Raw genomic sequence first — 23,284 nt, 5'->3', positions numbered from 1 at the left:
GTAAACTCTAGCCCATGACGTACGTGATCGGAAAGCCATGCATCGATGTGATGGACCGGGCGTGCGTGGACGAATGCCCGGTGGATTGCATCTACGAGGGCGGTCGAGCGCTCTACATCCATCCGGACGAATGTGTGGACTGTGGCGCATGTGAGCCCGTTTGCCCGGTCGATGCGATTTACTACGAAGATGACCTGCCCGGGGAGCTGCAACCCTACCTGGCCGACAACGAGGCGTTCTTTGCCGAAACGTTGCCGGGTAGGGACGCGCCATTGGGTTCTCCGGGCGGGGCCGCGAAGGTCGGTCCACTCGGTGTCGACGCCCCTCTGGTAGCCGCCCAGCCGAGAGCAGAAGATGCCGACGACGTTGACGACACTGAAGACGCACAGGGAGCGTGAGCGACATTAGGTCAAACGAAGAAAGCGCGGGTCGTCGTCGCGCAGTGCTGCAGACGTTGCGCGCGTCGACCGCTCCGATGAGCATCATCGAGCTCGCCGATGTGCTGGGCGTGCACCCCAACACTGTGCGTTTCCACCTCGACAGCCTGGTCGGCGACGGGCAGGTGGAGCAGGTCGAGCCCGGCCGCAGAGGCCCGGGGCGCCCACCGCTGATGTTCCAGGCGGTCCGGCAGATGGATCGGGGCGGGACGCGGCACTACAAGCTGCTGGCCGAGATTCTCAGCCTGGGCCTGGCCGCCGACGAGGATCCCAGCGCCAAAGCGCTGGCCGCGGGCCGGGCCTGGGGACAGAAGGTCGAATCGGAGGTGCAATCGGGGCCGGAGGCCGCCGTGAGCGCCGACGCATCGATCGAACGCCTCGTGGACGTGCTCGACGAGCTGGGGTTCGCTCCCGAGCTGCGCACATCCGAAGGGGAGAAACAGGTCGGCCTCCGGCACTGCCCGTTTCTGGAGCTGGCCGAAAACGGAAACAACATTGTGTGTCCGATCCACCTGGGGCTCATGCAGGGAGCTCTGCAAACGTGGTCGGCGCCGGTCACCGTCGATCGCCTTGAGCCGTTCGTCGAACCGGATCTGTGTCTGGCCCATCTCAAGTTGGTGGGAGCCGCCCAGTGACCGTCGGGTCCGGCGGAACCGCCATCGCGGTCGCGGTCACGTTCGTCTGGCTTGGCATGGTGCTGGCCATCTCCTTTCTGGAAGCCCCGCTGAAGTTCCGGGCGCCCGGTGTGACGCTGCAGATCGGGCTCGCCATCGGGCGCCTGGTCTTTCGTGCGCTCAACACCGCGGAGGTCGCTTTCGCCCTGATAATCCTGGCGATCGTGGTGGCCGGGCCCACGCCGGCGCGGGTCACCGTCGCATTTGCCGTGGCGTTCGTCGCGCTGGCTGTCCAGCTGATCGCGGTGCGCCCACGCTTGACCCGTCGTTCCGACCAGGTGCTCGCCGGATCGGAGGGACCCCGCTCCCGTGGTCACCTCGCCTACGTCGGTTTTGAGGCGGTCAAGGCGGTCGCATTGGTGGTGGCGGGGATACTGCTACTGACCGCATAACCGAGACAACGGCTGATAAGGACTGCTCCGATGGAATCGATTTCGCTGACCGCCCTGGCCGCCGAAAAGCTGACCGAGGCCCAAAAGTCGCACAGCGGTCGGGCCGCGCACACCATCCACGGCGGTCACACCCACGAACTTCGGCAGACGGTGCTTGCGCTGCTTGCCGGCCATGATCTCTCCGAGCACGACAGCCCCGGCGAGGCGACGCTGCAGGTGCTGCAGGGCCACGTGCGACTCACCGCAGGCGACGACGCGTGGGACGGCAAGACCGGTGACTACGTCGCGATTCCGCCGCTGCGGCATGCCCTGCACGCCGTCGAGGATTCGGTGGTCATGCTGACCGTGCCGAAGTCCCAGCCGGGCGCTGCGCACTAGGGTGCTCGCTACCCCCTGGTCGCGCAGCTTCGGCCTGCGAGTACCGATCCTCAACGCGCCGATGGGCGGGGTCGCCGGTGGCCGCCTGGCGGCCGCGGTAACGGCCGCCGGTGGTCTGGGCATGGTCGGGATGGGCAGCGTCGCGACGGCCGAATTGCTGGCCGCCGAATTGCGCCACCTGAGCGGCAGGTTCGGCATCGGGCTGGTCGATTGGGTGATGCGCAACGAGCCCAGGCTTTTCGACGATGCCCTGGCCGCACGGCCCGAGCTCTTGTCGGTCAGCTTTGGCACCGACTGGTCCTGGGTCGCCAAGGCGCACGACGCCGGAATCCTCGCCGCCACACAGGTGTACGACGTTCAGGGGGCCCAACAGGCGGCGGACGCCGGCATCGACATACTCGTTGCCCGCGGGGCCGAGGGCGGCGGCCATGGGGACGTGAAGCTTGCGACGCTGCCATTGCTGGACACCGTCTTGGATGCGGTATCGGTGCCGGTGCTGGCCGGTGGCGGCATCGCCTCGCCGCGAAGCCTGGCCGCCGTGCTGGCCGCCGGTGCCAGCGGGGCGTGGGTGGGTACCCGCCTGGCGGCCTGTCCGGAAGCGCTCACCGGCGAGGGCAGCCGGCGCGCCCTGATCGCGGCCCGTGCCACCGACACCAGGGTCACCCGCGTATTCGACGTGGCCAACGGTCGGCCGTGGCCGGCGCGGTTTCCGGCGCGCGTGCTGGCCAACGACTTCGTGGCGCGCTGGACGGGTCACGAGGAGGCGCTGGCCGCTGATCGTCCGGCCAGCGCGGAGCTGGCCGCCGCGACCGCCGCCGACGACCGCCGGATCGCACCCGTCGACGCCGGTCAGGGCGTCGGGATGATCGGGGACGAGGCGACAGTGGGCGAGGTCATCGAGACGATGTGTGCGGGTGCGGAGCGTTTGCTCACCGCCTGGGGGACCTGACGCCCGGCGGAGGCTTCAATACGACGCAGCACCGATTCGCACCCGGGCATAGCTGGGCGTCGGGGCCGTAGGGCGCCAGCGCGTCGGCCAGGCCGGTGATCAGCGCGTGGTTCATGTTGCAGGCCAACTCCGTCTGCTCCTGCGCCAATGCGTGGAACGGGCAGTTGGCCAATTGGACTTCACCGTCGGCCGGGCGGGGTTCGTAGCCGTACCGGCGCAGCACGTCGCCAGCCAGCCGGAGCGCCGTCGCGGCGTCGGTCGGGGGCTCGGCTGGGGCGCCGATCGCTTTGCCGTAGTCGTGGGCGATCCGGTTGAGCACCTCGATCACCGGCTCGCCGGTGGCGGCCGATTGCGCGATGGCGGTCGCCATCAGCCGTCCGGCCAGCCCATACTCCCGCTGCGGGAGGCTCACCGCGATGTCGCGGCCGGCCCTGCGATACAGCTTGGCGGTCCGTCCGGCGCCGGGACCGGATCGTCCGGAAATGCGTGCGTAATCGGTTTCCAGCAGGCCTTCGGCGGTGAGCCGGTCCAGGTGGAATTTGGCTTGGTGGTGCGGAATCCCGACAGCGTCGGCGGCCTGGTCGCGGCTGACCGGCGCCGGTTGCGCGCACACGAACTGGTACAGCTGGTGGCGCACCGGATCCGTCAGGGCGCCGATCCCGGCGGCGTCGCGCTCCAGATCCATGTGCAGACCCCATTTCTAACGGACAAAACTCTTGACGCTACAGTCTACTGGTTCTAACGTTCACATTATTATCTGTTAGACGCTCAGGAGGAAGTCATGACTACCAGGCAAGCCGCCACCCCCGCGTTGTCGGACCAGCTCAGGGACCCGGCATATTCGGCCTACCTGCTGCTGCGCACGGTGTTCACGATCGCGCCCATCGTGATGGGGCTGGACAAGTTTTTCAATGTGCTGACTCATCCGCACCACTGGAGCATGTACCTGGCCGGCTGGATCGACGACATAGTTCCGGGTACCGCCGATCAGTGCATGTATCTCGTCGGGGTGATCGAGATCGTCGCCGGCATCGTGGTCGCGGTGGCGCCGCGCTTCGGCGCCTGGGTGGTCGCCGCGTGGCTGTGCGGGATCATCGTCGACCTGGTGACCGGGCCCGGCTGCTACGACATCGCGCTGCGCGACTTCGGTCTGCTGGTTGGTGCGGTTGCGCTGGCCCGACTGGCGCAGGGCGTGCACCGCGGGACCATCGCGCCGCGCTGACGGGTTAGGGACGTCAAACGGCGCGCACGTACCGCTTGGCCATGTAGCGCTGCAGCACCGGGACCAGCGGACCACCGGCCTTGGTCAGCCAGCTCCCGGGCCGGGAGAACGCCGACACCTCCGCGAACACCGCGGAGGTGTTCGGGTCCCGACGGACGGCAAAACGTTCCTCGCCGCACTCGGGATGGCCGGGCAGGGTTCCGTAGGCGAAGCCGCGCACATCGGGTTCGTCGATGACGTAGACCACGCGGCACGGCGCCCGCAGCAATCCCATCATCTTGACCACCACGATCGCCGAAACGACGACGACCTCGGAGCTGACCTGCACCCCGAGACCGGCTCCGCGCTGCATACCCCAGTGCAGGACAGCATCGGCGGCCTGCTCGAAGCGCTGGTTGCCAGTGCCGATCTGCGCCGACGCGCTGAGGTGTTTGTAGCCCTGGGGCAATTGGGCGTCCGCGGTGGCGCCCACCTCTTGGTAGGTCAGCGGCTGATTGGCGAGTGCGTCCAAGTCCACTTCGCCAGCTTGCCACGCGGCGATCGCAAGCGCGGCGGAGCCGGGCGCTGGGGGCACCTCCCGCTTGCGGGGGACAGGTCGGCACCATTGGGGTCAGCGGCGATCGCAAGCGCGGCGGAGCCGGGCGCTGGGGGTCGCCGCCGTTGGGGTCAGCGGCGATCGCGAGCGCGGCGGAGCCGGGCGCTGGGGGTCGCCGCCGTTGGGGTGCCCTCGGCTTCGCGGCGTACGGTCGTTGGAGTGACCGCACAAGCATCCGGAACATTCACCCTCGGCGGCGATTTGACCGTCAACCGACTGGGATTCGGCGCAATGCGCCTGACTGGCAAGGGAGTATGGGGCCCGCCCGCCGACCGCGACGAGTGTGTGCGGGTGTTACGGCGGGCCGTCGAGCTGGGCGTCAACTTCATCGACACCGCTGACTCCTACGGCCCCTACATATCCGAGGAGATCATCCGCGAGGCGCTGCATCCCTATTCCGGGTTGGTGATCGCGACCAAGGCGGGGCTGCTGCGGACCGGTCCGGACGTGTGGATCCCGCTGGGCAATCCGAGCTACCTGCGCCAGGAACTCGAGATGAGCCTGCGTCGTCTCGGCGTGGACACCATCGACCTGTTCCAGTTGCACCGCATCGATCCGAACTTCCCGCTGGCCGACCAGGTCGGCGAGCTGGTCACGTTGAAGGACGAAGGCAAGATCCGCCATATCGGTCTGTCCGAAATCGACGTCGATCAGTTCAACGCGGCTCGGGAGATCACCGACGTCGTGTCGGTGCAGAACATGTACAACCTGGCGGCCCGCGGCGCCGAGTCGTTGTTGGATGCCGTGACCAGCCAGGGCGTCGGCTTCATCCCGTGGTTCCCGCTGGCCGCCGGGCCGCTGGCCGCTCCGGACGGCCCGCTGCAGCGCATTGCTGCCGAGCACGACGCGACGGCGTCGCAGCTGGCGCTGGCCTGGTTGCTGAAACGCTCGCCGGTGATGTTGCCGATTCCCGGGACGTCGAAGGTGGCGCATCTGGAGGAAAACGTCGCCGCTGCCGACATCACGCTGACCGACGAGGAGTTCGAGACGCTCGCGACTGCGGGGGCGCAGAAGACCGTCTAGTCGCGCTGGATGAAGGCGACCAGAACGTCGACGACCGCCGGAATCGCTCCGCGGGTGATGACTTCATAGCCGTGGGTGCTCAGGGTTGGCAGGCACAGCAGGCCCGCTCGCGGGGCCAGGCCCTTGGCCTTGGATTGCGACGCGTCCGACTCGAAGGCACCCAGCACCGCCGCCTGCGGCGACAGCCCCTGCTCGGTGGCGATGTCCATCAATGCGTCGGCGACCTCCTTGTCGTAGACGCATAACGCGTCGCTGTAGGCCACGATCGGGCCGCCGTCGCATGTCGTGCCGTACTCGGCCTCGGTCGGCCCGACCTCTACTGCGACCGTGAGCTCTCCTGGCAGGGTGCGGCTCGCGTATACGCCACCCACCCCGCCGATCTCCTCATTGGTGGTGAAGACGAAATAGACGTCGCCCGGCGGAGGGCGATGGTCTTGCGACAAACGCCGCGCCGCCCGCAGCAGCGAAACAACAGCCGCGCGGTCGTCCATGAAGTAGCAGCCGAGATAGTCGCCGAACTGGATTAACGTCCGCTTGCTGCGATGCACGCACACGCGGGTGCCCGGACGTATCCCGTTCTGGGCCAGTTCCTCGGGCGTGCGACCGGTGAAGACGTAGACGTGGCTCCAATCCAAAGCCTTGTCGCCCTGGTCGGGCTTGGTTTCCCAAATCCGTTGGCTCTCTTTTGTCGTGTGCTCTGAACCGAGCGTCAGCACCCCACACAACGTTTCGTCGCCGAGTATCGCGACGGGGCCGAGTCCGAAATTTCCGGGGTACATCGTGCCCAACTGGGTGACGCGGAGAGTGCCGTCGGGTTCAACGCGCTTGACGAGCATCGACAGTTCGTCCATGTGCGCCATGACCCGTATCGCCGGAGCATCGCCGCCGCGGAGCAGTCCGACCAGGTTTCCGGCGGGGTCGACCCAGGTCGCGTCGACGAGCGGCTCGAGCTCGCGGCGGCAGATATCCCGGACGGCGTTCTCCTGGCCACAGGGGCCGTATGCGCTGAGTAGTTCCTGCAGCAGGTCGCGGTCGAACTCGTGGTCCTGCGTACCCACCAGGTCCCCTTCGTCTCGACTCCCGCGGCTCGTCTGGACTCATGGTTACCCAACGAACGGATTAGCACGCGAGGCAAGCCACTCCGTTTAATACGGTGTCCTAGTGGCCGGCAAGCAACACCAGCACCCAGGCGGCGGATTCAATCCGCCCGTACCGACGACCAAGGGCGGCCCCGACTACGGCCGGTTCATCGACGCGGTACGCAAGCTGCAAGACCACGCCCGTGCGGTCGACGCACCCGACGAGGTGATTACCGAAGCCGCCGACATGCTGACGAAGGTGTCGGAATTGCTCAGCCCGTTCGACACCGACGAATGGGAGTCGCCGTCGGGACGGCGGATGGACCTGCCGGTCCGCGGCAATATCCTGACCATCCCGATGTCCGCCCGCAAAACCGATCAGGACCGGATCCACGGTTGGGCCCGATTCGCTCGGTTTCACTTGGGACGCAACGGCGCCGTGCACGGCGGGGCACTGGGGATGCTGTTCGACACCGTGCTCGGGTTGACGACGTCGGTGCTCACCGGCGGCCCCCGCCAACGCACCGCCTACCTCAAAATCGACTACCGCCACATCGCGCCGATCGAAAAAGAGCTGCAGATCGACGCCGGCATAGACCGGGTGGAGGGCCGCAAGATCTTCGTCTCGGGCCGGCTGAGCGATGGCGACACGCTGCTGACCGAGGCCGAAGCACTGTTCGTGCGGCTCAAGCCGGGCCAGCCCTGACGTCCGCGGCCCGCTAGCGCGCGACTAGTGCCCGGCTAGCGCCTGGCTAGCGCCCGGCTAGTGCCCGATAGCCCCCGATAGCATTGCAACTGCTATCAACCACGCATAACCCTGGAGACCCACCCGATGAGCGCCCCCGCACACCCTGCCCCAGGAGTTCCGATTCGGGTTCCTGCCGGGACTACGGCGGCCGCCGCGATCGGCGAGGCGGGGTTACCGAGGCGCGGCGCGCCAGACGCGATCGTGGTGGTGCGCGACGCCGACGGCAAGCTGCGCGACCTGAGCTGGGTACCGGACGCCGAGGCCGAGGTGATCCCGGTGGCGGCCAACACCGACGACGGTCGCAGCGTGATCCGGCATTCGACGGCGCACGTGCTGGCCCAAGCCGTCCAAGAGCTGTTCCCGCACGCCAAACTGGGCATCGGGCCGCCCATCGTCGACGGCTTCTACTACGACTTCGACGTCGCCGAGCCGTTCACGCCGGAGGACCTGGCGGCGCTGGAAAAGCGGATGCGGCAGATCGTCAAGGAAGGACAGCTGTTCGACCGGCGGGTCTACGAGTCCAAGGACCAGGCGCGCGCGGAGCTGGCCGGCGAGCCCTACAAGCTCGAACTCGTCGACGACAAGTCCGGGGCTCTGGACGACATGGACGAAATAATGGAGGTGGGCGGCGACGAACTGACCGCGTATGACAACCTCAATCCCCGCACCCGCGAACGGGTCTGGGGCGATCTGTGCCGCGGTCCGCACATCCCCACCACCAAGCACATCCCGGCGTTCAAGCTGACCAGAAGCTCGGCCGCATACTGGCGCGGCGACCAGAACAACGCCAGCCTGCAACGCATTTACGGCACGGCGTGGGAGTCGCAGGAGGCGCTGGACCACCATCTCGAGCTGATCGCGGAAGCCCAGCGTCGCGACCACCGCAAGCTCGGCGTGGAGCTGGACCTGTTCAGCTTTCCCGACGAAATCGGTTCCGGCTTGGCCGTTTTCCACCCCAAGGGCGGGATCGTGCGCGCCGAACTCGAGGACTACTCGCGTCGCAAGCACATCGAGGCGGGCTATGAGTTCGTCAACACCCCGCACATCACCAAGGAACAGCTGTACATCACGTCGGGTCACCTGGAGTGGTACGCCGAGGGGATGTTTCCGCCGATGCACATCGACGCGGAGTTCAACGAGGACGGCACGGTACGCAAGCCCGGGCAGGACTACTACCTCAAGCCGATGAACTGCCCGATGCACCACCTGATCTACCGGGCCCGCGGACGCTCGTATCGCGAACTTCCGTTGCGGCTCTTCGAGTTCGGCAGTGTCTACCGGTACGAGAAGTCCGGCGTGGTGCACGGCCTGACCCGGGTGCGCGGGATGACCCAGGACGACGCGCACATCTACTGCACGCGGGAGCAGATGCGCGACGAACTGGCCTCGTTGCTGCGCTTCGTGCTCGACCTGCTGGCCGACTACGGGCTCGACGACTTTTATCTGGAGCTCTCGACCAAGGATCCGGACAAGTACGTCGGCTCCGACGAGGACTGGGACGAGGCCACCGAAGTCCTGCGCGAGGTCGGGGAAGCTTCCGGCCTGCACCTGTCCCCGGATCCAGGCGGCGCGGCTTTCTACGGCCCCAAGATTTCGGTGCAGGTCAAGGATGCGCTGGGTCGCAACTGGCAGATGTCGACCATTCAGCTGGACTTCAACATGCCGGAGCGGTTCGACCTCGAGTACACCGCCAGCGACGGTTCGCGGCAGCGGCCGGTGCTGATCCACCGCGCGCTGTTCGGGTCGATCGAGCGGTTCTTCGGCGTCCTCACCGAGCACTATGCGGGGGCTTTCCCCGCCTGGCTGGCACCCGTTCAGGTGGTCGGCATTCCCGTCGCCGACGAGCACGTCGGCTACCTGCAAGAGGTTGCGGCACAACTGAAGTCACACGGGGTGCGGGTCGAGGTGGACACCAGCGACGATCGGATGGCCAAGAAGATCGTGCACCACACCAATCAGAAGGTGCCGTTCATGCTGCTGGCCGGTGACCGCGACGTGCAGGCCGAGGCGGTGAGCTTCCGGTTCGGCGACCGCACCCAGATCAACGGCGTGCCCCGCGATGCGGCGGTGGCGGCTATCGTGGCCTGGATCGCCGATCGCGAAAACACCTCGCCCACGGCCGAACTGGTGAAAGTTGCCGACCCGGAGGAGCCCGGAGCGCTTGGAGAGTCACAGTGAGTGACCGCGGGCGTCCGGAACCTGCCGATCGCGATGACGAGACCATCTTCGACACGGGCGTCGGACAGCGCGACCAGCTGCAGCGGTTGTGGACGCCGTACCGGATGAACTACCTCGCCGAAGCGCCGACGAAACGCGAAGACGCCGAAGGCGCGCAGCCCTTTACCGACATTCCGCGCATGTCCGACGAAGAAGGTCTGGTAGTCGCCCGCGGCGAACTCGTCTACGCGGTGCTCAACCTCTACCCGTACAACCCCGGGCACCTGATGGTGGTGCCGTACCGGCGGGTCTCCGAGCTCGAGGACCTCACCGAGCCGGAGAGCGCGGAGCTGATGGCGTTCACTCAGAAGGCAATTCGCGTCATCAAGAACGTGTCCCGGCCGCACGGCTTCAACGTCGGCCTGAACCTGGGCACGTCGGCGGGCGGGTCACTGGCCGAGCACCTACACGTGCACGTGGTGCCGCGGTGGGGCGGCGACGCCAACTTCATCACCATCATCGGCGGCTCCAAGGTGATTCCGCAGTTGCTGCGTGACACGCGGCGACTGCTCGCCACGGAATGGGCCAAGCAATCATGAGGCCTCAGCCATGAGTAAGTTGCCCTTCCTGTCCAGGGCGGCATTCGCGCGGATCACCAATCCGGTCGCCCGAGCGGCGCTGCGGGTCGGCCTCACTCCGGACAGCGTCACCATCCTGGGCACCACCGCGTCGGTGGCGGCGTCGCTGACCCTGTTCCCGATGGGCAAGCTGTTCGCCGGCGTGCTTGTGGTCTGGTTCTTCGTGGTGTTCGACATGCTCGACGGGGCGATGGCGCGCGAACGCGGCGGCGGCACCCGCTTCGGCGCGGTGCTGGATGCCACCTGCGACCGGATCAGCGACGGCGCGGTGTTCTGCGGGCTGCTGTGGTGGATCGCGTTCCACATGCACGACCGACTGCTGGTGGTGGCGACGCTGATCTGCCTGGTCACCTCGCAGGTCATCTCCTACATCAAGGCCCGGGCAGAGGCCAGCGGGCTGCGCGGCGACGGCGGGTTCATCGAACGTCCGGAGCGGCTTATCATCGTGCTGACCGGCGCCGGGGTGTCCGACTTTCCGTTCGTCGCCTGGCCGCCGGCGCTGGCGGTCGGCATGTGGGTGCTGGCGGTAGCCAGCCTGATCACCTGTGCGCAGCGGATGCACACGGTGTGGACCTCGCCGGGGGCTACCGATCGCATCACTGATCGCGCCGTCGGACCGGGAAAGAGCGGGCCATGACCTACCCGCGGGCGGGCCTGCGAGCGATCGAGGCGCAACGTCAGCTGGCCCGCCGCCTGCTGACCGGGACCGCCACCGACTGGGCGTATGCGACGGGCTGGATGGCGGTGCGGGCGATGCCGGAGTTCGCCGCGCGCACCGCATTCGACACCGGGGCGCGGTACGCGGCCCGCCACGGCGGGCCCGGGCAGCTGCGCAAAAACCTGGCCCGGGTAATCGGGGTGCAGCCCAGCGATGTCCCGGATGCGCTGATGCGCGCCTCGCTGGCGTCCTACGGCCGCTACTGGCGGGAGGCATTCCGGCTGCCGACGATGGACCATCGCGCGCTGGCCCGGGTGCTCGACGAGGCGTTTCGCGGCGCCGACAATCTGGACGCGGCCCTGGCCGCGGGCCGCGGCGTGGTGCTGGCGTTGCCGCACAGTGGAAACTGGGATATGGCCGGGGTGTGGCTGGCGCAAACGCGCGGCACCTTCACCACCGTCGCGGAGCGGCTCAAGCCCGAGTCGCTGTACCAGCGCTTCATCGACTACCGCGAAAGCCTCGGCTTCGAGGTGTTGCCGCTGTCCGGTGACAATCGGGCGTCTTTCCGGCCACCCTTCGAGGTGCTGTGCGAGCGGCTGGCCGACAACCGGGCGGTGTGCCTGATGGCCGAGCGGGACCTCACCCGCACTGGCGTCGAAGTGGACTTCTTCGGTGAAGCCACCCGGATGCCGGCGGGGCCGGCCAAGCTCGCCATCGAGACCGGAGCCGCTCTGCTGCCGGTGCACTGCTGGTTCGAGGACGATGAAGTGCAAGGCTGGGGCTGTTGGATCCAGGAGCCGCTGGACTGCAGCAGCTGTGACGTGGGCGTCATCACCCAGGCGCTGGCCGACCAGTTCGCCACGAACATCGCCGCTCACCCCGCCGATTGGCACATGCTGCAGCCCCAGTGGCTGGCCGATCTGTCCGGCGCCAGACAGGCCTGGCTGAAGGAAACCTGATGCGGATAGGGATGGTGTGTCCGTACTCGTTCGACGTGCCGGGTGGGGTGCAGTCACATGTGTTGCAACTGGCCGAGGTGATGCGGGTTCGCGGTCACGAGGTCAGTGTGCTCGCGCCGGCGTCGCCGGACGTGTCGCTGCCCGACTACGTCGTCTCGGCCGGCAAAGCGATCCCGATTCCCTACAACGGCTCGGTGGCGCGGCTGCAGTTCAGCCCGGCCGTACACGGCCGGGTAAGGCGCTGGCTGGCCGAGGGCGACTTCGACGTGCTGCACCTGCACGAACCCAATGCGCCCAGCCTGTCCATGTGGGCCCTGCGGGTCGCCGAGGGCCCGATCGTGGCGACCTTCCACACCTCGACCACCAAATCGCTGACGCTGACCGTCTTCCAGGGCGTGCTGCGGCCGTGGCACGAGAAGATCGTCGGCCGGATCGCGGTGTCCGACCTGGCCCGGCGCTGGCAAATGGAGGCGCTGGGCTCGGATGCGGTGGAGATCCCCAACGGGGTCGACGTCGAATCGCTGGCCTCGGCGCCGCTGCTGGAGGGCTATCCGCGGCCGGGTAAGACGGTGCTGTTCCTGGGCCGCTACGACGAGCCCCGCAAGGGCATAGCGGTCCTGCTCGACGCGCTTCCCAAGGTGCTGGAGCGTTATGGCGATGTGCAGCTGCTGGTCGTCGGCCGCGGCGACGAGGACCAATTGCGCAGCCAGGCAAGCGATTTGCTGGACCACATCCGTTTTCTGGGCCAGGTGGACGACGCCGGCAAGGCCTCGGCGATGCGCAGCGCGGACGTCTACTGCGCGCCCAACCTCGGTGGCGAGAGTTTCGGCATCGTCCTGGTCGAGGCGATGGCCGCCGGCACCCCGGTGGTGGCCAGCGACCTGGACGCCTTCCGGCGGGTGCTGTGCGACGGCGAGGTCGGGTGCCTGGTGCCGGTCGGTGACGGCGCCGCGCTGGCCGATGCGCTCGTCGAGGTGCTGGAGAACGACGCGCTCGCGAAACGGTACGTGGCCGCTGGATCGCAGGCGGTCGCCCGCTATGACTGGTCGGTGGTGGCCAGCCAGATCATGCGGGTATACGAGACGGTCGCGGGGTCGGGCGTCAAGGTTCAGGTGGCCAGCTGATGACGTGGTTGACGATCGCGCTCATCGTGCTGGCAGCGGTCCTCTTTGTGGTGCTGGTGGTGTTCGGCGCCTGGGGGTATCAGCGGGCTAACCGGCTGGACCGGTTGAATGTGCGCTACGACCTGTCCTGGCAGGCGCTGGACGGAGCGTTGGCGCGGCGCGCGGTGGTGGCCCGCGCGGTCGCGATCGACGCCTACGGCGGCTCGCCCGAGGGGCGGCGGCTGGCGGCGCTGGCCGACGCCGCCGAGCGCGCGCCGCGGCACCTGCGGGAAGGATGCGAGAACGAGCTGTCGGCCGCGCTGGCGATGGTTGATCCCGCGGCGCTGCCAACCGGCTTGGTCGCCGAGCTCGCCGACGCCGAAGCCCGGGTGCTGCTGGCCCGCCGATTCCACAACGACGCGGTCCGCGACACGCTGGTGCTGGCCGAGCGGCGCATGGTCCGCTTGTTCCACCTTGGCGGAAGAGCGCCGCTGCCAACGTATTTCGAGATCGCCGAGCGGCCCCACGCGTTGGCGCACGGCGACGCCGGGGCGCTGGGTGTGCTCAACCACCGCACCTCGGCACGGGTGGTGCTGCTCGACGAGTCCGGGGCGGTGCTGTTGCTGTGCGGCTCGGATCCCGCGCTCGGCGCGTTGGAAGGCGCCGCCGCGCCGCGGTGGTGGTTCACCATCGGCGGCGAAGTTCAGCCAGGCGAGCGGCTGGCCGAAGCCGCCGCGCGTGAACTCGCCGAAGAAACCGGCCTGCGCGTCACGCCGGGCGACATGATCGGACCCGTCTGGCGGCGCGACGAAGTCTTCGAGTTCAACGACGCGCTGATCGACAGCGAAGAGTTCTTCTTCGTCCACCGCACCCAGCGCTTCGAGCCGTCCACCGCGGGACGTACCGAGCTGGAACGCCGGTACATTCACGGCCATCGGTGGTGCACCGCCGACGACATCGCCGAACGGGCGGCGGCCGGTGAGACGGTGTACCCGCTTCAGTTGGCCGAACGGCTCGCCGATGCGGCCGCGATGGCCGACAGCCGCAGCGCGAGCCGACCGCGCCAACTGCAGTCCATCCGTTAGGTACCGCGAGCAGACGCAAAAACCCCTCATTTCCCCACGAAATGGGGGCTTTTGCGTCTGCTCGCGAGGGACCGTAGCCGCGATCTGCGGAGGATCCGCATGTGCTGCGCGGTCTGCGTGTGCTGACGGGTGTTCAGCGTGTACTGACGGCTTTGGGTGTGAATCCTGGGCTTTCGGTGTGAGTGTAGGGCGGCAACCAGCGCGAATCTCCGCCCAGGCTGCACACCGAAAGCCAAGGATTCACACTCAAAACCCAGGATTCACACCCAAAGCCGGGGCGACGAATGTCGCCGCGGGCACCCGTTGCGACCGTGGGACTCCGCGCCGATCCCGCCACTGCGTCTGTTCGCGGCCGGCAAATGCCCACCACTAGACTGGCGCAGTACCAGCTAGAAGGAGATCAGCAGTGGATACCGCCCCTTCGAACGGCGGCGCACCGAGCGGCAGCGGGCAAACCGGCACGGCACGCGTCAAGCGTGGCATGGCGGAGATGCTCAAGGGCGGCGTCATCATGGACGTCGTCACTCCCGAACAGGCCCGGATCGCAGAGGGCGCCGGCGCCGTCGCGGTGATGGCGCTGGAACGGGTGCCCGCCGATATCCGCGCGCAGGGCGGGGTGTCGCGGATGAGCGACCCCGACATGATCGAGGGCATCATCGCCGCAGTCACCATTCCGGTAATGGCCAAGGCACGCATCGGGCACTTCGTCGAAGCGCAGATCCTGCAAAGCCTCGGCGTGGACTACGTCGACGAGTCCGAGGTGCTGACTCCCGCCGACTACACCCACCACATCGACAAGTGGAAGTTCACCGTGCCGTTCGTGTGCGGGGCGACCAACCTCGGCGAGGCGCTGCGCCGCATCAGCGAGGGCGCGGCGATGATCCGCTCCAAGGGCGAAGCCGGCACCGGCGACGTCTCCAACGCCACCACGCATATGCGGGCCATCGGCGGCGAGATTCGCCGGCTGGCGTCGCTGTCCGAGGACGAATTGTACGTCGCGGCAAAGGAATTGCAGGCGCCCTACGAACTCGTCGTCGAAGTGGCCCGGGCCGGCAAGCTGCCCGTCACGCTGTTCACCGCGGGCGGCATCGCAACCCCGGCCGACGCGGCGATGATGATGCAGCTCGGTGCCGAGGGCGTCTTCGTGGGCTCGGGCATTTTCAAGTCTGGCGATCCCGCGCAGCGCGCCGCCGCGATCGTCAAGGCCACCACGTTCTACGACGACCCCGACGTGCTGGCCAAGGTGTCGCGCGGGCTGGGCGAGCCGATGGTGGGCATCAGCGTCGAGCAGCTCGCCGCGCCGCATCGCCTAGCCGAACGCGGCTGGTAAAAACAGCCCGTGGCGATTGAGGAGATCCTTGATCTCGAGCAACTCGAGGTCAACATCTATCGCGGCAGCGTCTTCAGCCCGGATTCGGGTTTTCTGCAGCGCACATTCGGCGGTCACGTCGCGGGTCAGTCGCTGGTCTCGGCGGTGCGTAGCGTGGATCCGCGCTACCAGGTCCACTCGCTGCACGGCTACTTTCTGCGGCCCGGTGATGCCAAGGAGCGCACGATTTTCCTGGTCGAGCGCACCCGCGACGGCGGATCGTTCGCGACCAGGCGGGTCAACGCCATTCAGCACGGCGAGATCATTTTCAGCATGGGGGCGTCGTTTCAGACCCACCAGGAAGGCATCAGCCACCAGGACGACATGCCGGCCGCGCCGCCGCCCGACGGCCTCCCCGGCTTGCAGTCGGTCCGGGTGTTCGACGATGCCGGATTCAAGCAGTTCGAGGAATGGGACGTCTGCATCGTGCCGCGGGAGAAGCTGCAACCGCTGCCCGGCAAGGCCTCCCAACAGCAGGTGTGGTTTCGCCACCGCGATCCGCTGCCCGACGACCCGGTGCTGCACATCTGCGCGCTGGCCTATATGAGCGACCTCACGCTGTTGGGATCGGCACAGGTCACCCATCTCGACGTGCGCGAGCACCTGCAGGTGGCGTCGCTGGATCACGCGATGTGGTTCATGCGGTCCTTCCGCGCCGACGAGTGGTTGCTCTACGACCAGTCCTCGCCGTCGGCCAACGGGGGTCGCGCGCTTACCCAGGGCAAGATCTTCACCCAGCGTGGTGAGTTGGTGGCGGCGGTGATGCAGGAAGGGCTGACCCGCTATAAGCGCGGTTTTCAGCCGTGAACGCACCCAGGGTTGGCGTTCTGGCACTGCAGGGCGATACCCGCGAGCACCTCGCGGCGCTGCGCGAATGCGGGGCCGAGCCGATCACGGTACGGCGCCGCAGCGAGCTGGACGCGGTGGACGCGCTGGTCATTCCGGGCGGGGAATCCACCACCATGAGCCACCTACTGGTCGACATCGGCCTGCTGGAGCCGTTGCGGGCACGGCTGGCCGACGGGCTTCCGGCCTACGGCTCGTGTGCCGGCATGATCCTGCTGGCCACCGAAATCCTGGACGCCGGCGCCAACGGCCGCGAGGCGCTACCTCTGGCAGCGGTCGATATGACCGTGCGCCGCAACGCCTTTGGACGCCAGGTGGACTCGTTCGAAGGCGATGTCGCGTTCGCGGGCCTGCGCGACCCGATGCGGGCGGTGTTCATTCGCGCGCCTTGGGTCGAGCGGGCGGGTGACGGCGTGCAGGTGCTGGCGCGCGCGGCCGGCCACATCGTCGCGGTACGTCAGGGGCAGGTGCTGGCGACGGCTTTTCATCCAGAGATGACCGGTGACCGTCGCATCCATCAGCTGTTCGTCGACATGGTCACCGGGCGGCCTTAACGCGGCGAGCAGACGCAGAATCGCACGATTTGAGCAGCAAACGTGCGATTCTGCGTCTGCTCGTGCACAAAATGGCGATGCCAACCAGGCATGATGTGCTCATGGGGGACATCGTGAAGGGGCGCTTCGGACGCGTCGCAAAGCTGGCGGGCCTCCCGGCCGGCGCGGCCGGGCGCGCCGCACTGGGCCTGGGCAAGCGGATGACCGGCAAGTCCAAGGAAGAGGTCAACGCGGAACTCTTGGAGAGAGCCGCAGACGAGCTGTTCCAGGTCCTGGGCGAGCTCAAGGGCGGTGCCATGAAGGTCGGTCAGGCGCTGTCGGTGATGGAGGCCGCAATACCTCCGCAATTTGCCGATCCGTTTCGCGAGGCGCTGGTCAAGCTGCAAAGCGAAGCCCCACCATTGCCCGCGGCAAAGGTGCACCGGGTGCTCGACGCCCAACTCGGCACCAAATGGCGCGAACGCTTCGAGTCCTTCGACGACACCCCAGTCGCCTCGGCGAGTATCGGACAGGTTCACAAAGGCACCTGGAAAGACGGGCGCGAGGTCGCCGTCAAGGTCCAATACCCCGGCGCCGACGAGGCGCTGCGCGCGGATCTCAAACTGATTCAACGGTTTAGCTGGGTCGCCAAGCAGGTGATGCCGCGGGCAGACGTGGACCGTCTGGTTTCGGAGGTCAGCGAGCGCATCGTGGCGGAGCTGGATTACCGTCAGGAAGCCGAGTATCAACGCGCTTTCGCGAAAGCCTTTGCAGGCGACCAGAAGTTCTGTGTCCCCGCAGTGGTTGCCAGCGCACCGAAGGTCATCATCGCGGAGTGGATGGAGGGGCGGCGTCTTTCGACCATCATCGCCGAGGGCACCCCGGATGAACGAAACGCTGTGTGCGCCTTGCTCGTCGAGTTCGCCGTCAGCTCACCGGCGCGGGTCGGACTGGTGCATGCCGACCCGCATCCGGGCAATTTCATGACGCTGGCCGACGGCCGCCTGGGCGTCATCGACTTCGGCGCCGTTTCCGAACACCCCGGCGGGATCCCGCCCGACTTCGGTGAACTCCTGTGCTGGGCCCGCGACGAACAGTGGGACGAAGTAATCCGGTTGTTGAAAAAGCTCGGGTTCATGCCGCAGCACTACGAGCTGACCACCGAGCAGGTGGTGGAATATATTCAGCCGCTCTGGGCTTATATCGACCCGCTGCGGTCCGGCGAGTTTCATTTCACGCGGCGATGGTTTCAAAAGTCGGCCATGGTCACCACCGATCCCCTCCGGGACGGATTCGCCGACCGGTTCAAGGTGGCGCGGCAGCTGACCATCCCACCCGGCTACGTCATGTTGCTGCGCACGCTGGGCGGTCTGCTTGGAGTCGCCGTGCAGCTTGACGCCCATGTGAACTACGCAGCGGTGGCCGAGCGATGGTTACCGGGATTCTTCGCACCCGGCGAGAGCCCAGTGGGGCCCACGTAGACTCGTCTGGCGAAACTTATCGAGCACCAGAATCCAAAAATGAGGTAGTACCTGATGAGCGGCCATTCCAAGTGGGCGACCACCAAGCACAAGAAGGCCGTCATCGACGCCCGCCGCGGGAAAAACTTCGCCCGTCTGATCAAGAACGTCGAAGTCGCGGCCCGTGTCGGTGGCGGCGACCCGGCCGGTAACCCGACGTTGTACGACGCCATCCAGAAGGCGAAGAAGAACTCGGTGCCCAACGACAACATCGAGCGGGCCCGCAAACGCGGTGCCGGCGAAGAGGCCGGCGGCGCCGAGTACCAGAGCATCACCTATGAGGGCTACGGGCCTAACGGTGTCGCGGTGCTGATCGAGTGCCTGACCGACAACCGCAATCGCGCCGCCAGCGAGGTAAGGGTCGCGATGACGCGCAACGGCGGGACCATGGCCGACCCGGGGTCGGTCGCCTACCTCTTCTCCCGCAAGGGCGTCGTTAACCTCGAGAAGAATGGCCTGACCGAAGACGACGTGCTGGTCGCGGTGCTGGAGGCAGGCGCCGAGGACGTCAACGACCTCGGCGACAGCTTCGAGGTCATCGCCGAACCAACCGATTTGGTAGCGGTGCGCACCGCGCTGCAGGACGCCGGTATCGACTACGAGTCGGCCGAGGCCAGCTTCCAGCCGTCGGTGAGTGTGCCGGTGGACCTGGACGGAGCCCGTAAGGTGTTCAAGCTGGTCGACGCCCTCGAAGACAGCGACGACGTGCAGAATGTCTGGACCAACGTTGACCTGTCCGACGAAGTTCTGGCCGCTCTCGACGAGGAGTGACGGCGCCGAACCCTGTCATGGGTGCCAGCGGCTAGCGGTGTGGACCACGGTGCCGCCGGAACCGGACGGGTAGAGGTGCCACGTCTGCCAGCGCCAGCCGGCGCCGTCGGGTTCGGCGACCAGCGCCGTCAGGGCCGCGTCATCGCCAGGAAACATGCCGCCGAGCCAGCCGGTTTCGGCCGCGCAGTGCTCGCGCAGGTCGGCGGCAAGGCGGCGGAACGTCTCCTCGTCGTGCGTCTCGGTACGCGATTGCAAGGAGTAGCCGGGTGCGGCAGTGCGCTCGGGAAGGTCGCCGCCGTCGCTGCTCACGGCGCATGAAACCTGCTCGGAGAAGCGGCATCTCGGGTGCTCGACCATGACGACGTGCGATGCGCCGAGCACTCCCAGCAGCAGCGCACCGGCGGTGGGGTGGTCCAGTCGGTAGGTGGCCAGGGGCCGCGGCGCGGGCGCGTTGAGCGCCAGGCCCAGTCGCGTTCCGCATACGTCCGCCGGATCCACGGCGAGCTGATGAAGAGGCACCCGACGGCCCTATGCCGCAACCATAAGCACCAGTGCTCCCACGTGAACCTTTCCGCAGTGCGAATTAACCTAACTCACGAGTCCTCGATGCGGCCCCGCGTGTCCCTACCCGATGATGTCGGACCCGGCCGTTAGGCTATCGAACAGCTGTTCGTACCCAAGCAGTTTTCCTACCAGACGGGGAGCAGGCGATGCGCGTGATGGGCGTCGATCCCGGGCTGACGCGGTGCGGGTTATCCGTCGTCGATAGTGGACGCGGCCGGCAGGTCGTCGCGCTGGATGTCGATGTGGTGCGCACACCGTCGGACGCGCCGCTGTGCAAGCGGCTGCTGAGCATCAGCGACGCCGTCGAACACTGGCTGGACACGCATCATCCCGACGTGCTGGCCATCGAGCGGGTGTTCTCCCAACACAACGTGTCGACGGCGATGGGCACCGCACAAGCCGGCGGCGTGATCGCACTCGCGGCGGCCAAACGCGATATCGACGTGCACTTCCATACCCCCAGTGAGGTCAAGGCCGCGGTGACCGGCAACGGCACCGCCGACAAGGCTCAGGTCACCGCGATGGTCACCAAAATACTTGCGCTGCAAGCCAAACCGACACCGGCCGATGCGGCGGACGCGTTGGCCTTGGCGATCTGCCACTGCTGGAGGGCGCCGATGATCGCCCGGATGGCCGCGGCTGAGGCGCTGGCCGCCGAGCGGCGACACGCGTACCTGACCAAACTGAAGGCCGCACGATGATCGCCTCGGTTCGCGGTGAGGTGCTCGACGTGGCGCTCGATCACGTGGTGATCGAGGCGGCGGGCGTCGGCTACCGGGTGAACGCGACACCGTCGACGCTGGCGACGCTGCGGCAGGGGACCGAGGCCCGGCTGATCACCGCCATGATCGTGCGTGAGGATTCCATGACGTTGTACGGGTTCTGCGACGGCGAAACCCGCGACCTGTTCCTGACACTGCTGTCGGTCTCGGGCGTCGGCCCCCGGCTGGCCATGGCGACACTGGCGGTGCACGACGCCGCGGCGCTGCGCCAGGCGCTGGCCGACGGCGACGTCACCGCCTTGACCCGGGTGCCTGGCATCGGCAAACGCAGCGCTGAACGCATGGTGCTGGAACTGCGCGACAAAGTAGGTCCCGTCGGTGCGTCCGCGGGCGCACCCGCAGTCAACGGCCATGCGGTGCGAAGCCCCGTGGTCGAGGCACTCGTCGGCCTTGGCTTTGCCGCCAGGCAGGCCGAGGAAGCCACTGACCGTGTGCTTTCCGGTGATCACGACGCGACCTCGTCCGGTGCGCTGCGTGCCGCCCTGTCGCTGCTGGGGAAGTCGAAATGAGTGACGGGGCCGCAGATCCCGAGGTGCGGGAGATTTCGGCGGCGCTGCTGTCCGGAGAAGGCGACATCGACGGCAGCCTGCGGCCGCGTTCGCTGCGGGAATTCATCGGCCAGCCGCGGGTGCGCGAACAGTTGCAGCTGGTCATCGAGGGCGCCAAGAACCGCGGCGGCACACCGGATCACATCCTGCTGTCCGGCCCGCCGGGGCTGGGCAAGACGTCGCTGGCGATGATCATCGCCGCCGAGCTGGGTTCTTCGCTGCGGGTGACGTCCGGGCCCGCGCTGGAACGTGCCGGCGACCTGGCCGCGATGCTGTCCAACCTGGTCGAACACGACGTGCTGTTCATCGACGAGATCCACCGCATCGCCCGCCCCGCCGAAGAGATGCTCTACCTGGCGATGGAAGACTTCCGCGTCGACGTGGTCGTCGGCAAAGGTCCCGGGGCGACGTCGATTCCGCTGGAGGTTGCCCCCTTCACCCTGGTCGGCGCGACCACCCGGTCCGGCGCGCTGACCGGGCCGCTGCGGGATCGGTTCGGCTTCACCGCGCACATGGATTTCTACGAGCCCGCCGAACTGGAGCGGGTGCTGTCCCGTTCCGCCGGAATCCTGGGCATCGAGCTGGGCGCCGAGGCCGGCGCGGAGATCGCCCGGCGGGCCCGCGGCACTCCCCGGATCGCCAACCGGCTACTGCGCCGGGTCCGCGACTTCGCCGAGGTGCGCGCCGACGGCGTGATCACCCGTGACATCGCCAAATCCGCCCTGGCGGTCTACGACGTCGACGAGCTCGGTCTGGACCGGTTGGACCGGGCGGTGCTGTCCGCGCTGACCCGCAGCTTCGGCGGCGGCCCGGTCGGAGTCTCGACGCTGGCGGTGGCGGTCGGGGAGGAGGCCGCGACCGTCGAGGAGGTGTGCGAGCCGTTTCTGGTCCGGGCCGGTATGGTCGCCCGTACCCCTCGCGGCCGGGTGGCCACGGCACAGGCCTGGACTCACCTGGGCATGATTCCGCCCGCCGGCGTCACCGGGCTCGGCCAGCCGGGGCTGTTCGACTAGCAGGTAGGAGGCAGTCGTGCTGGTAGCGGGGTTGGTATTCGCCGGGCTGGCCGCCCTCCTGCACGTCTACATCTTCACGATGGAGTCGCTGACGTGGACTTCGCCGCGCACGCGCGCCACGTTCGGCACCACGCCCGAGGAGGCCGAGACCACCAAGTTGCTGGCGCTCAACCAGGGCTTCTACAACTTGTTTCTGGCGATTGTCACGGGTATCGGTATTGCCGCGGTCGCTCTGGGGCACAAGGGCGTTGGAGCCGCGCTCATTCTCGCGGGCGTCGGATCCATGGGACTGGCGGCGGTGGTGTTGCTGATCTCGGCGCGGGACAAAGCGCGAGCGGCCTTGGTGCAGGGCCTCTTCCCGGCGATCGCGACGGTGCTGGTCGTGACCGCCCTGATGTCGTAACATTTTGCCACATTGGCAACAGCAGTATCAGGAACCCCATTAATCACACTAGCTGCCGTTTTGCACGCTGGATCGTCGCTTCGACGTCACTGAGGCCGGGTACTCCAGCCCGGTACCAAAGCGAGGAGATGTCATGAAAAATCGTGAAAACATCCGTCCCGGCCGGCTGCGGATGCCACGCTCCCGTGGCGCGGTGACCGGGCTGATCTTGGTCATCTTGGGTGCCTGGGGTGCACTTATTCCCTTCGTCGGTCCCCACTTCAATTTCGCCTACACCCCCGATCGGGCATGGGCGTGGACCGCCGCCCGGGGCTGGCTGGAAGTGCTGCCCGGAGCCGTCACCGTAGTGGGCGGACTGCTGCTGATCGTTTCCGGAAATCGCGCGAGCGCGATGATCGGCGGCTGGCTGGCAACCCTCGGCGGCGCCTGGTTCGTCGTCGGCGGTGCGTTCGCTCCGATGTTGCACCTCGGGTCCATCGGCGATCCGGTCGCTGCCACCGACCGCAAACGGGCCGTGCTGGAGGTCGCGTACTTCTCCGGGCTCGGTGCGCTGATCGTCTTCCTGGGTGGAGCTGTGCTGGCGCGTCTGGCCGTGCGGCTGGCCAGAGACGTGACCCCTCTGGAATCCACCGCACCCGCTGAACCCGTCGCGGTGGAATCGGCTGGCGAGCCGTACTACTCCGGTCTGGAAGAGCCGCCGCGTGAGGTGTCGACGGATGCGATCACCAAGCCGCGGGTGGAAACCGCTCCGCCCCAACCTAAGAGGCTCAGGAGAAGTTTCCGGCGACAGCGCGAAACCGCATCGGCCGGGTGGCCTCACCCGGAGTCCTGACCCTGC

General features: G+C 67.5%; 28 protein-coding genes. 24 read left to right on the top strand and 4 right to left on the bottom strand.

Annotated features, from left to right (window positions below):
* The first annotated feature begins 14 nt into the window (after window positions 1–14).
* Genes fdxA through AC5Y21_RS22240 form a run of 5 tightly spaced genes read left to right on the top strand, consistent with a single transcriptional unit; the run spans window position 15 to window position 2,830 of the window.
* Window positions 15–398 carry a ferredoxin gene (gene fdxA / locus AC5Y21_RS22260; RefSeq protein ID WP_499915560.1) on the top strand — a complete coding sequence of 128 codons (384 nt, stop codon included), beginning with the start codon at window positions 15–17 and terminating at the stop codon, window positions 396–398.
* A complete protein-coding gene (locus AC5Y21_RS22255; protein WP_499915557.1) occupies window positions 395–1,072 on the top strand; it encodes a helix-turn-helix transcriptional regulator in 678 nt (225 codons plus the stop codon). The genes fdxA and AC5Y21_RS22255 overlap by 4 nt, the downstream gene beginning before the upstream one ends.
* A 56-nt stretch (window positions 1,073–1,128) precedes the next feature.
* The gene (locus tag AC5Y21_RS22250; RefSeq protein ID WP_499915634.1) at window positions 1,129–1,503 is read left to right on the top strand and encodes a hypothetical protein; all 375 of its coding nucleotides are present in this window, start codon (window positions 1,129–1,131) and stop codon (window positions 1,501–1,503) included.
* A 30-nt stretch (window positions 1,504–1,533) separates the two neighbouring features.
* Complete coding sequence (locus tag AC5Y21_RS22245) at window positions 1,534–1,881, top strand: cupin domain-containing protein (RefSeq protein WP_499915555.1); 348 nt, start codon at window positions 1,534–1,536, stop codon at window positions 1,879–1,881.
* 1 nt (window position 1,882) lies between these two features.
* Window positions 1,883–2,830: an NAD(P)H-dependent flavin oxidoreductase gene (locus AC5Y21_RS22240; protein WP_499915552.1), complete on the top strand. Its 948-nt coding sequence runs from the start codon at window positions 1,883–1,885 to the stop codon at window positions 2,828–2,830.
* Here AC5Y21_RS22240 and AC5Y21_RS22235 read toward each other — a convergent pair.
* Window positions 2,811–3,515 carry a helix-turn-helix transcriptional regulator gene (locus AC5Y21_RS22235; RefSeq protein ID WP_499915548.1) on the bottom strand — a complete coding sequence of 235 codons (705 nt, stop codon included), beginning with the start codon at window positions 3,513–3,515 and terminating at the stop codon, window positions 2,811–2,813. The two genes, AC5Y21_RS22240 and AC5Y21_RS22235, sit on opposite strands and share 20 nt — an antisense overlap.
* Before the next feature lie 96 nt (window positions 3,516–3,611).
* Here AC5Y21_RS22235 and AC5Y21_RS22230 point away from each other — a divergent pair, with 96 nt between their 5' ends.
* The gene (locus tag AC5Y21_RS22230) at window positions 3,612–4,052 is read left to right on the top strand and encodes an Rv2617c family stress response/phage resistance protein (protein ID WP_499915544.1); all 441 of its coding nucleotides are present in this window, start codon (window positions 3,612–3,614) and stop codon (window positions 4,050–4,052) included.
* Between the two features lie 13 nt (window positions 4,053–4,065).
* Here AC5Y21_RS22230 and AC5Y21_RS22225 read toward each other — a convergent pair whose 3' ends face one another.
* Entirely contained in the window at window positions 4,066–4,569 is a 504-nt protein-coding gene (locus AC5Y21_RS22225) for a DUF1990 domain-containing protein (RefSeq protein WP_499915541.1), read from the bottom strand.
* Window positions 4,570–4,806: 237 nt separating this feature from the next.
* On the opposite strand from AC5Y21_RS22225, the gene AC5Y21_RS22220 reads away from it, so the two are divergent.
* Window positions 4,807–5,670 carry an aldo/keto reductase gene (locus AC5Y21_RS22220; protein WP_499915537.1) on the top strand — a complete coding sequence of 288 codons (864 nt, stop codon included), beginning with the start codon at window positions 4,807–4,809 and terminating at the stop codon, window positions 5,668–5,670.
* Here the strand turns inward: AC5Y21_RS22220 and AC5Y21_RS22215 are convergent.
* The gene (locus AC5Y21_RS22215) at window positions 5,667–6,728 is read right to left on the bottom strand and encodes a M42 family metallopeptidase (RefSeq protein WP_499915534.1); all 1,062 of its coding nucleotides are present in this window, start codon (window positions 6,726–6,728) and stop codon (window positions 5,667–5,669) included. The genes AC5Y21_RS22220 and AC5Y21_RS22215 overlap by 4 nt on opposite strands.
* 103 nt (window positions 6,729–6,831) lie before the next feature.
* Here AC5Y21_RS22215 and AC5Y21_RS22210 point away from each other — a divergent pair, with 103 nt between their 5' ends.
* From AC5Y21_RS22210 to AC5Y21_RS22155, 12 genes are all read left to right on the top strand, one after another.
* A complete protein-coding gene (locus AC5Y21_RS22210; RefSeq protein ID WP_499915532.1) occupies window positions 6,832–7,455 on the top strand; it encodes a PaaI family thioesterase in 624 nt (207 codons plus the stop codon).
* 126 nt (window positions 7,456–7,581) lie between these two features.
* On the top strand, window positions 7,582–9,675 hold the full coding sequence (gene thrS, locus AC5Y21_RS22205) for a threonine--tRNA ligase (RefSeq protein ID WP_499915528.1): 2,094 nt from the start codon (window positions 7,582–7,584) through the stop codon (window positions 9,673–9,675).
* Entirely contained in the window at window positions 9,672–10,253 is a 582-nt protein-coding gene (locus tag AC5Y21_RS22200) for an ATP adenylyltransferase (RefSeq protein WP_499915523.1), read from the top strand. The genes thrS and AC5Y21_RS22200 overlap by 4 nt, the downstream gene beginning before the upstream one ends.
* A gap of 10 nt (window positions 10,254–10,263) precedes the next feature.
* On the top strand, window positions 10,264–10,929 hold the full coding sequence (gene pgsA, locus AC5Y21_RS22195) for a phosphatidylinositol phosphate synthase (protein ID WP_499915519.1): 666 nt from the start codon (window positions 10,264–10,266) through the stop codon (window positions 10,927–10,929).
* Window positions 10,926–11,909, top strand: coding sequence for a phosphatidylinositol mannoside acyltransferase (locus tag AC5Y21_RS22190; RefSeq protein ID WP_499915517.1), 984 nt, complete (start codon window positions 10,926–10,928; stop codon window positions 11,907–11,909). The genes pgsA and AC5Y21_RS22190 overlap by 4 nt, the downstream gene beginning before the upstream one ends.
* Window positions 11,909–13,033, top strand: a complete 1,125-nt coding sequence (locus AC5Y21_RS22185; protein WP_499915515.1) for a glycosyltransferase family 4 protein — start codon at window positions 11,909–11,911, stop codon at window positions 13,031–13,033. The genes AC5Y21_RS22190 and AC5Y21_RS22185 overlap by 1 nt, the downstream gene beginning before the upstream one ends.
* Entirely contained in the window at window positions 13,033–14,097 is a 1,065-nt protein-coding gene (locus tag AC5Y21_RS22180; protein WP_499915512.1) for an NUDIX hydrolase, read from the top strand. The genes AC5Y21_RS22185 and AC5Y21_RS22180 overlap by 1 nt, the downstream gene beginning before the upstream one ends.
* Before the next feature lie 406 nt (window positions 14,098–14,503).
* Window positions 14,504–15,427 (top strand): pyridoxal 5'-phosphate synthase lyase subunit PdxS, encoded by a 924-nt coding sequence (gene pdxS, locus AC5Y21_RS22175; protein WP_499915510.1) that lies wholly within the window; start codon window positions 14,504–14,506, stop codon window positions 15,425–15,427.
* Between the two features lie 9 nt (window positions 15,428–15,436).
* The gene (tesB, locus tag AC5Y21_RS22170; protein ID WP_499915508.1) at window positions 15,437–16,273 is read left to right on the top strand and encodes an acyl-CoA thioesterase II; all 837 of its coding nucleotides are present in this window, start codon (window positions 15,437–15,439) and stop codon (window positions 16,271–16,273) included.
* A complete protein-coding gene (gene pdxT / locus AC5Y21_RS22165; RefSeq protein WP_499915506.1) occupies window positions 16,270–16,866 on the top strand; it encodes a pyridoxal 5'-phosphate synthase glutaminase subunit PdxT in 597 nt (198 codons plus the stop codon). Before tesB ends, pdxT begins: the two co-directional genes overlap by 4 nt.
* A 101-nt stretch (window positions 16,867–16,967) precedes the next feature.
* Complete coding sequence (locus tag AC5Y21_RS22160; protein WP_499915504.1) at window positions 16,968–18,326, top strand: ABC1 kinase family protein; 1,359 nt, start codon at window positions 16,968–16,970, stop codon at window positions 18,324–18,326.
* 54 nt (window positions 18,327–18,380) lie between these two features.
* Complete coding sequence (locus tag AC5Y21_RS22155) at window positions 18,381–19,136, top strand: YebC/PmpR family DNA-binding transcriptional regulator (protein WP_499915502.1); 756 nt, start codon at window positions 18,381–18,383, stop codon at window positions 19,134–19,136.
* A 15-nt stretch (window positions 19,137–19,151) separates the two neighbouring features.
* Here AC5Y21_RS22155 and AC5Y21_RS22150 read toward each other — a convergent pair whose 3' ends face one another.
* Window positions 19,152–19,655, bottom strand: coding sequence for a DUF2617 family protein (locus AC5Y21_RS22150; RefSeq protein ID WP_499915500.1), 504 nt, complete (start codon window positions 19,653–19,655; stop codon window positions 19,152–19,154).
* Window positions 19,656–19,846: 191 nt separating this feature from the next.
* On the opposite strand from AC5Y21_RS22150, the gene ruvC reads away from it, so the two are divergent.
* The 5 genes from ruvC (at window position 19,847) to AC5Y21_RS22125 (ending at window position 23,278) form a co-directional block, all read left to right on the top strand.
* Window positions 19,847–20,401 carry a crossover junction endodeoxyribonuclease RuvC gene (gene ruvC / locus AC5Y21_RS22145; RefSeq protein ID WP_499915498.1) on the top strand — a complete coding sequence of 185 codons (555 nt, stop codon included), beginning with the start codon at window positions 19,847–19,849 and terminating at the stop codon, window positions 20,399–20,401.
* Entirely contained in the window at window positions 20,398–20,991 is a 594-nt protein-coding gene (gene ruvA / locus AC5Y21_RS22140; protein ID WP_499915496.1) for a Holliday junction branch migration protein RuvA, read from the top strand. The genes ruvC and ruvA overlap by 4 nt, the downstream gene beginning before the upstream one ends.
* Entirely contained in the window at window positions 20,988–22,043 is a 1,056-nt protein-coding gene (gene ruvB, locus AC5Y21_RS22135) for a Holliday junction branch migration DNA helicase RuvB (protein ID WP_499915494.1), read from the top strand. Before ruvA ends, ruvB begins: the two co-directional genes overlap by 4 nt.
* A 16-nt stretch (window positions 22,044–22,059) precedes the next feature.
* The gene (locus tag AC5Y21_RS22130; protein WP_499915492.1) at window positions 22,060–22,446 is read left to right on the top strand and encodes a DUF1304 domain-containing protein; all 387 of its coding nucleotides are present in this window, start codon (window positions 22,060–22,062) and stop codon (window positions 22,444–22,446) included.
* A 133-nt stretch (window positions 22,447–22,579) separates the two neighbouring features.
* Window positions 22,580–23,278, top strand: coding sequence for a hypothetical protein (locus AC5Y21_RS22125; RefSeq protein ID WP_499915489.1), 699 nt, complete (start codon window positions 22,580–22,582; stop codon window positions 23,276–23,278).
* The last annotated feature ends 6 nt before the right edge of the window (window positions 23,279–23,284 follow it).

The organism is Mycobacterium sp. NGS41, from assembly GCF_059812725.1.
This window is presented reverse-complemented; position numbering and strand designations above follow the sequence as displayed.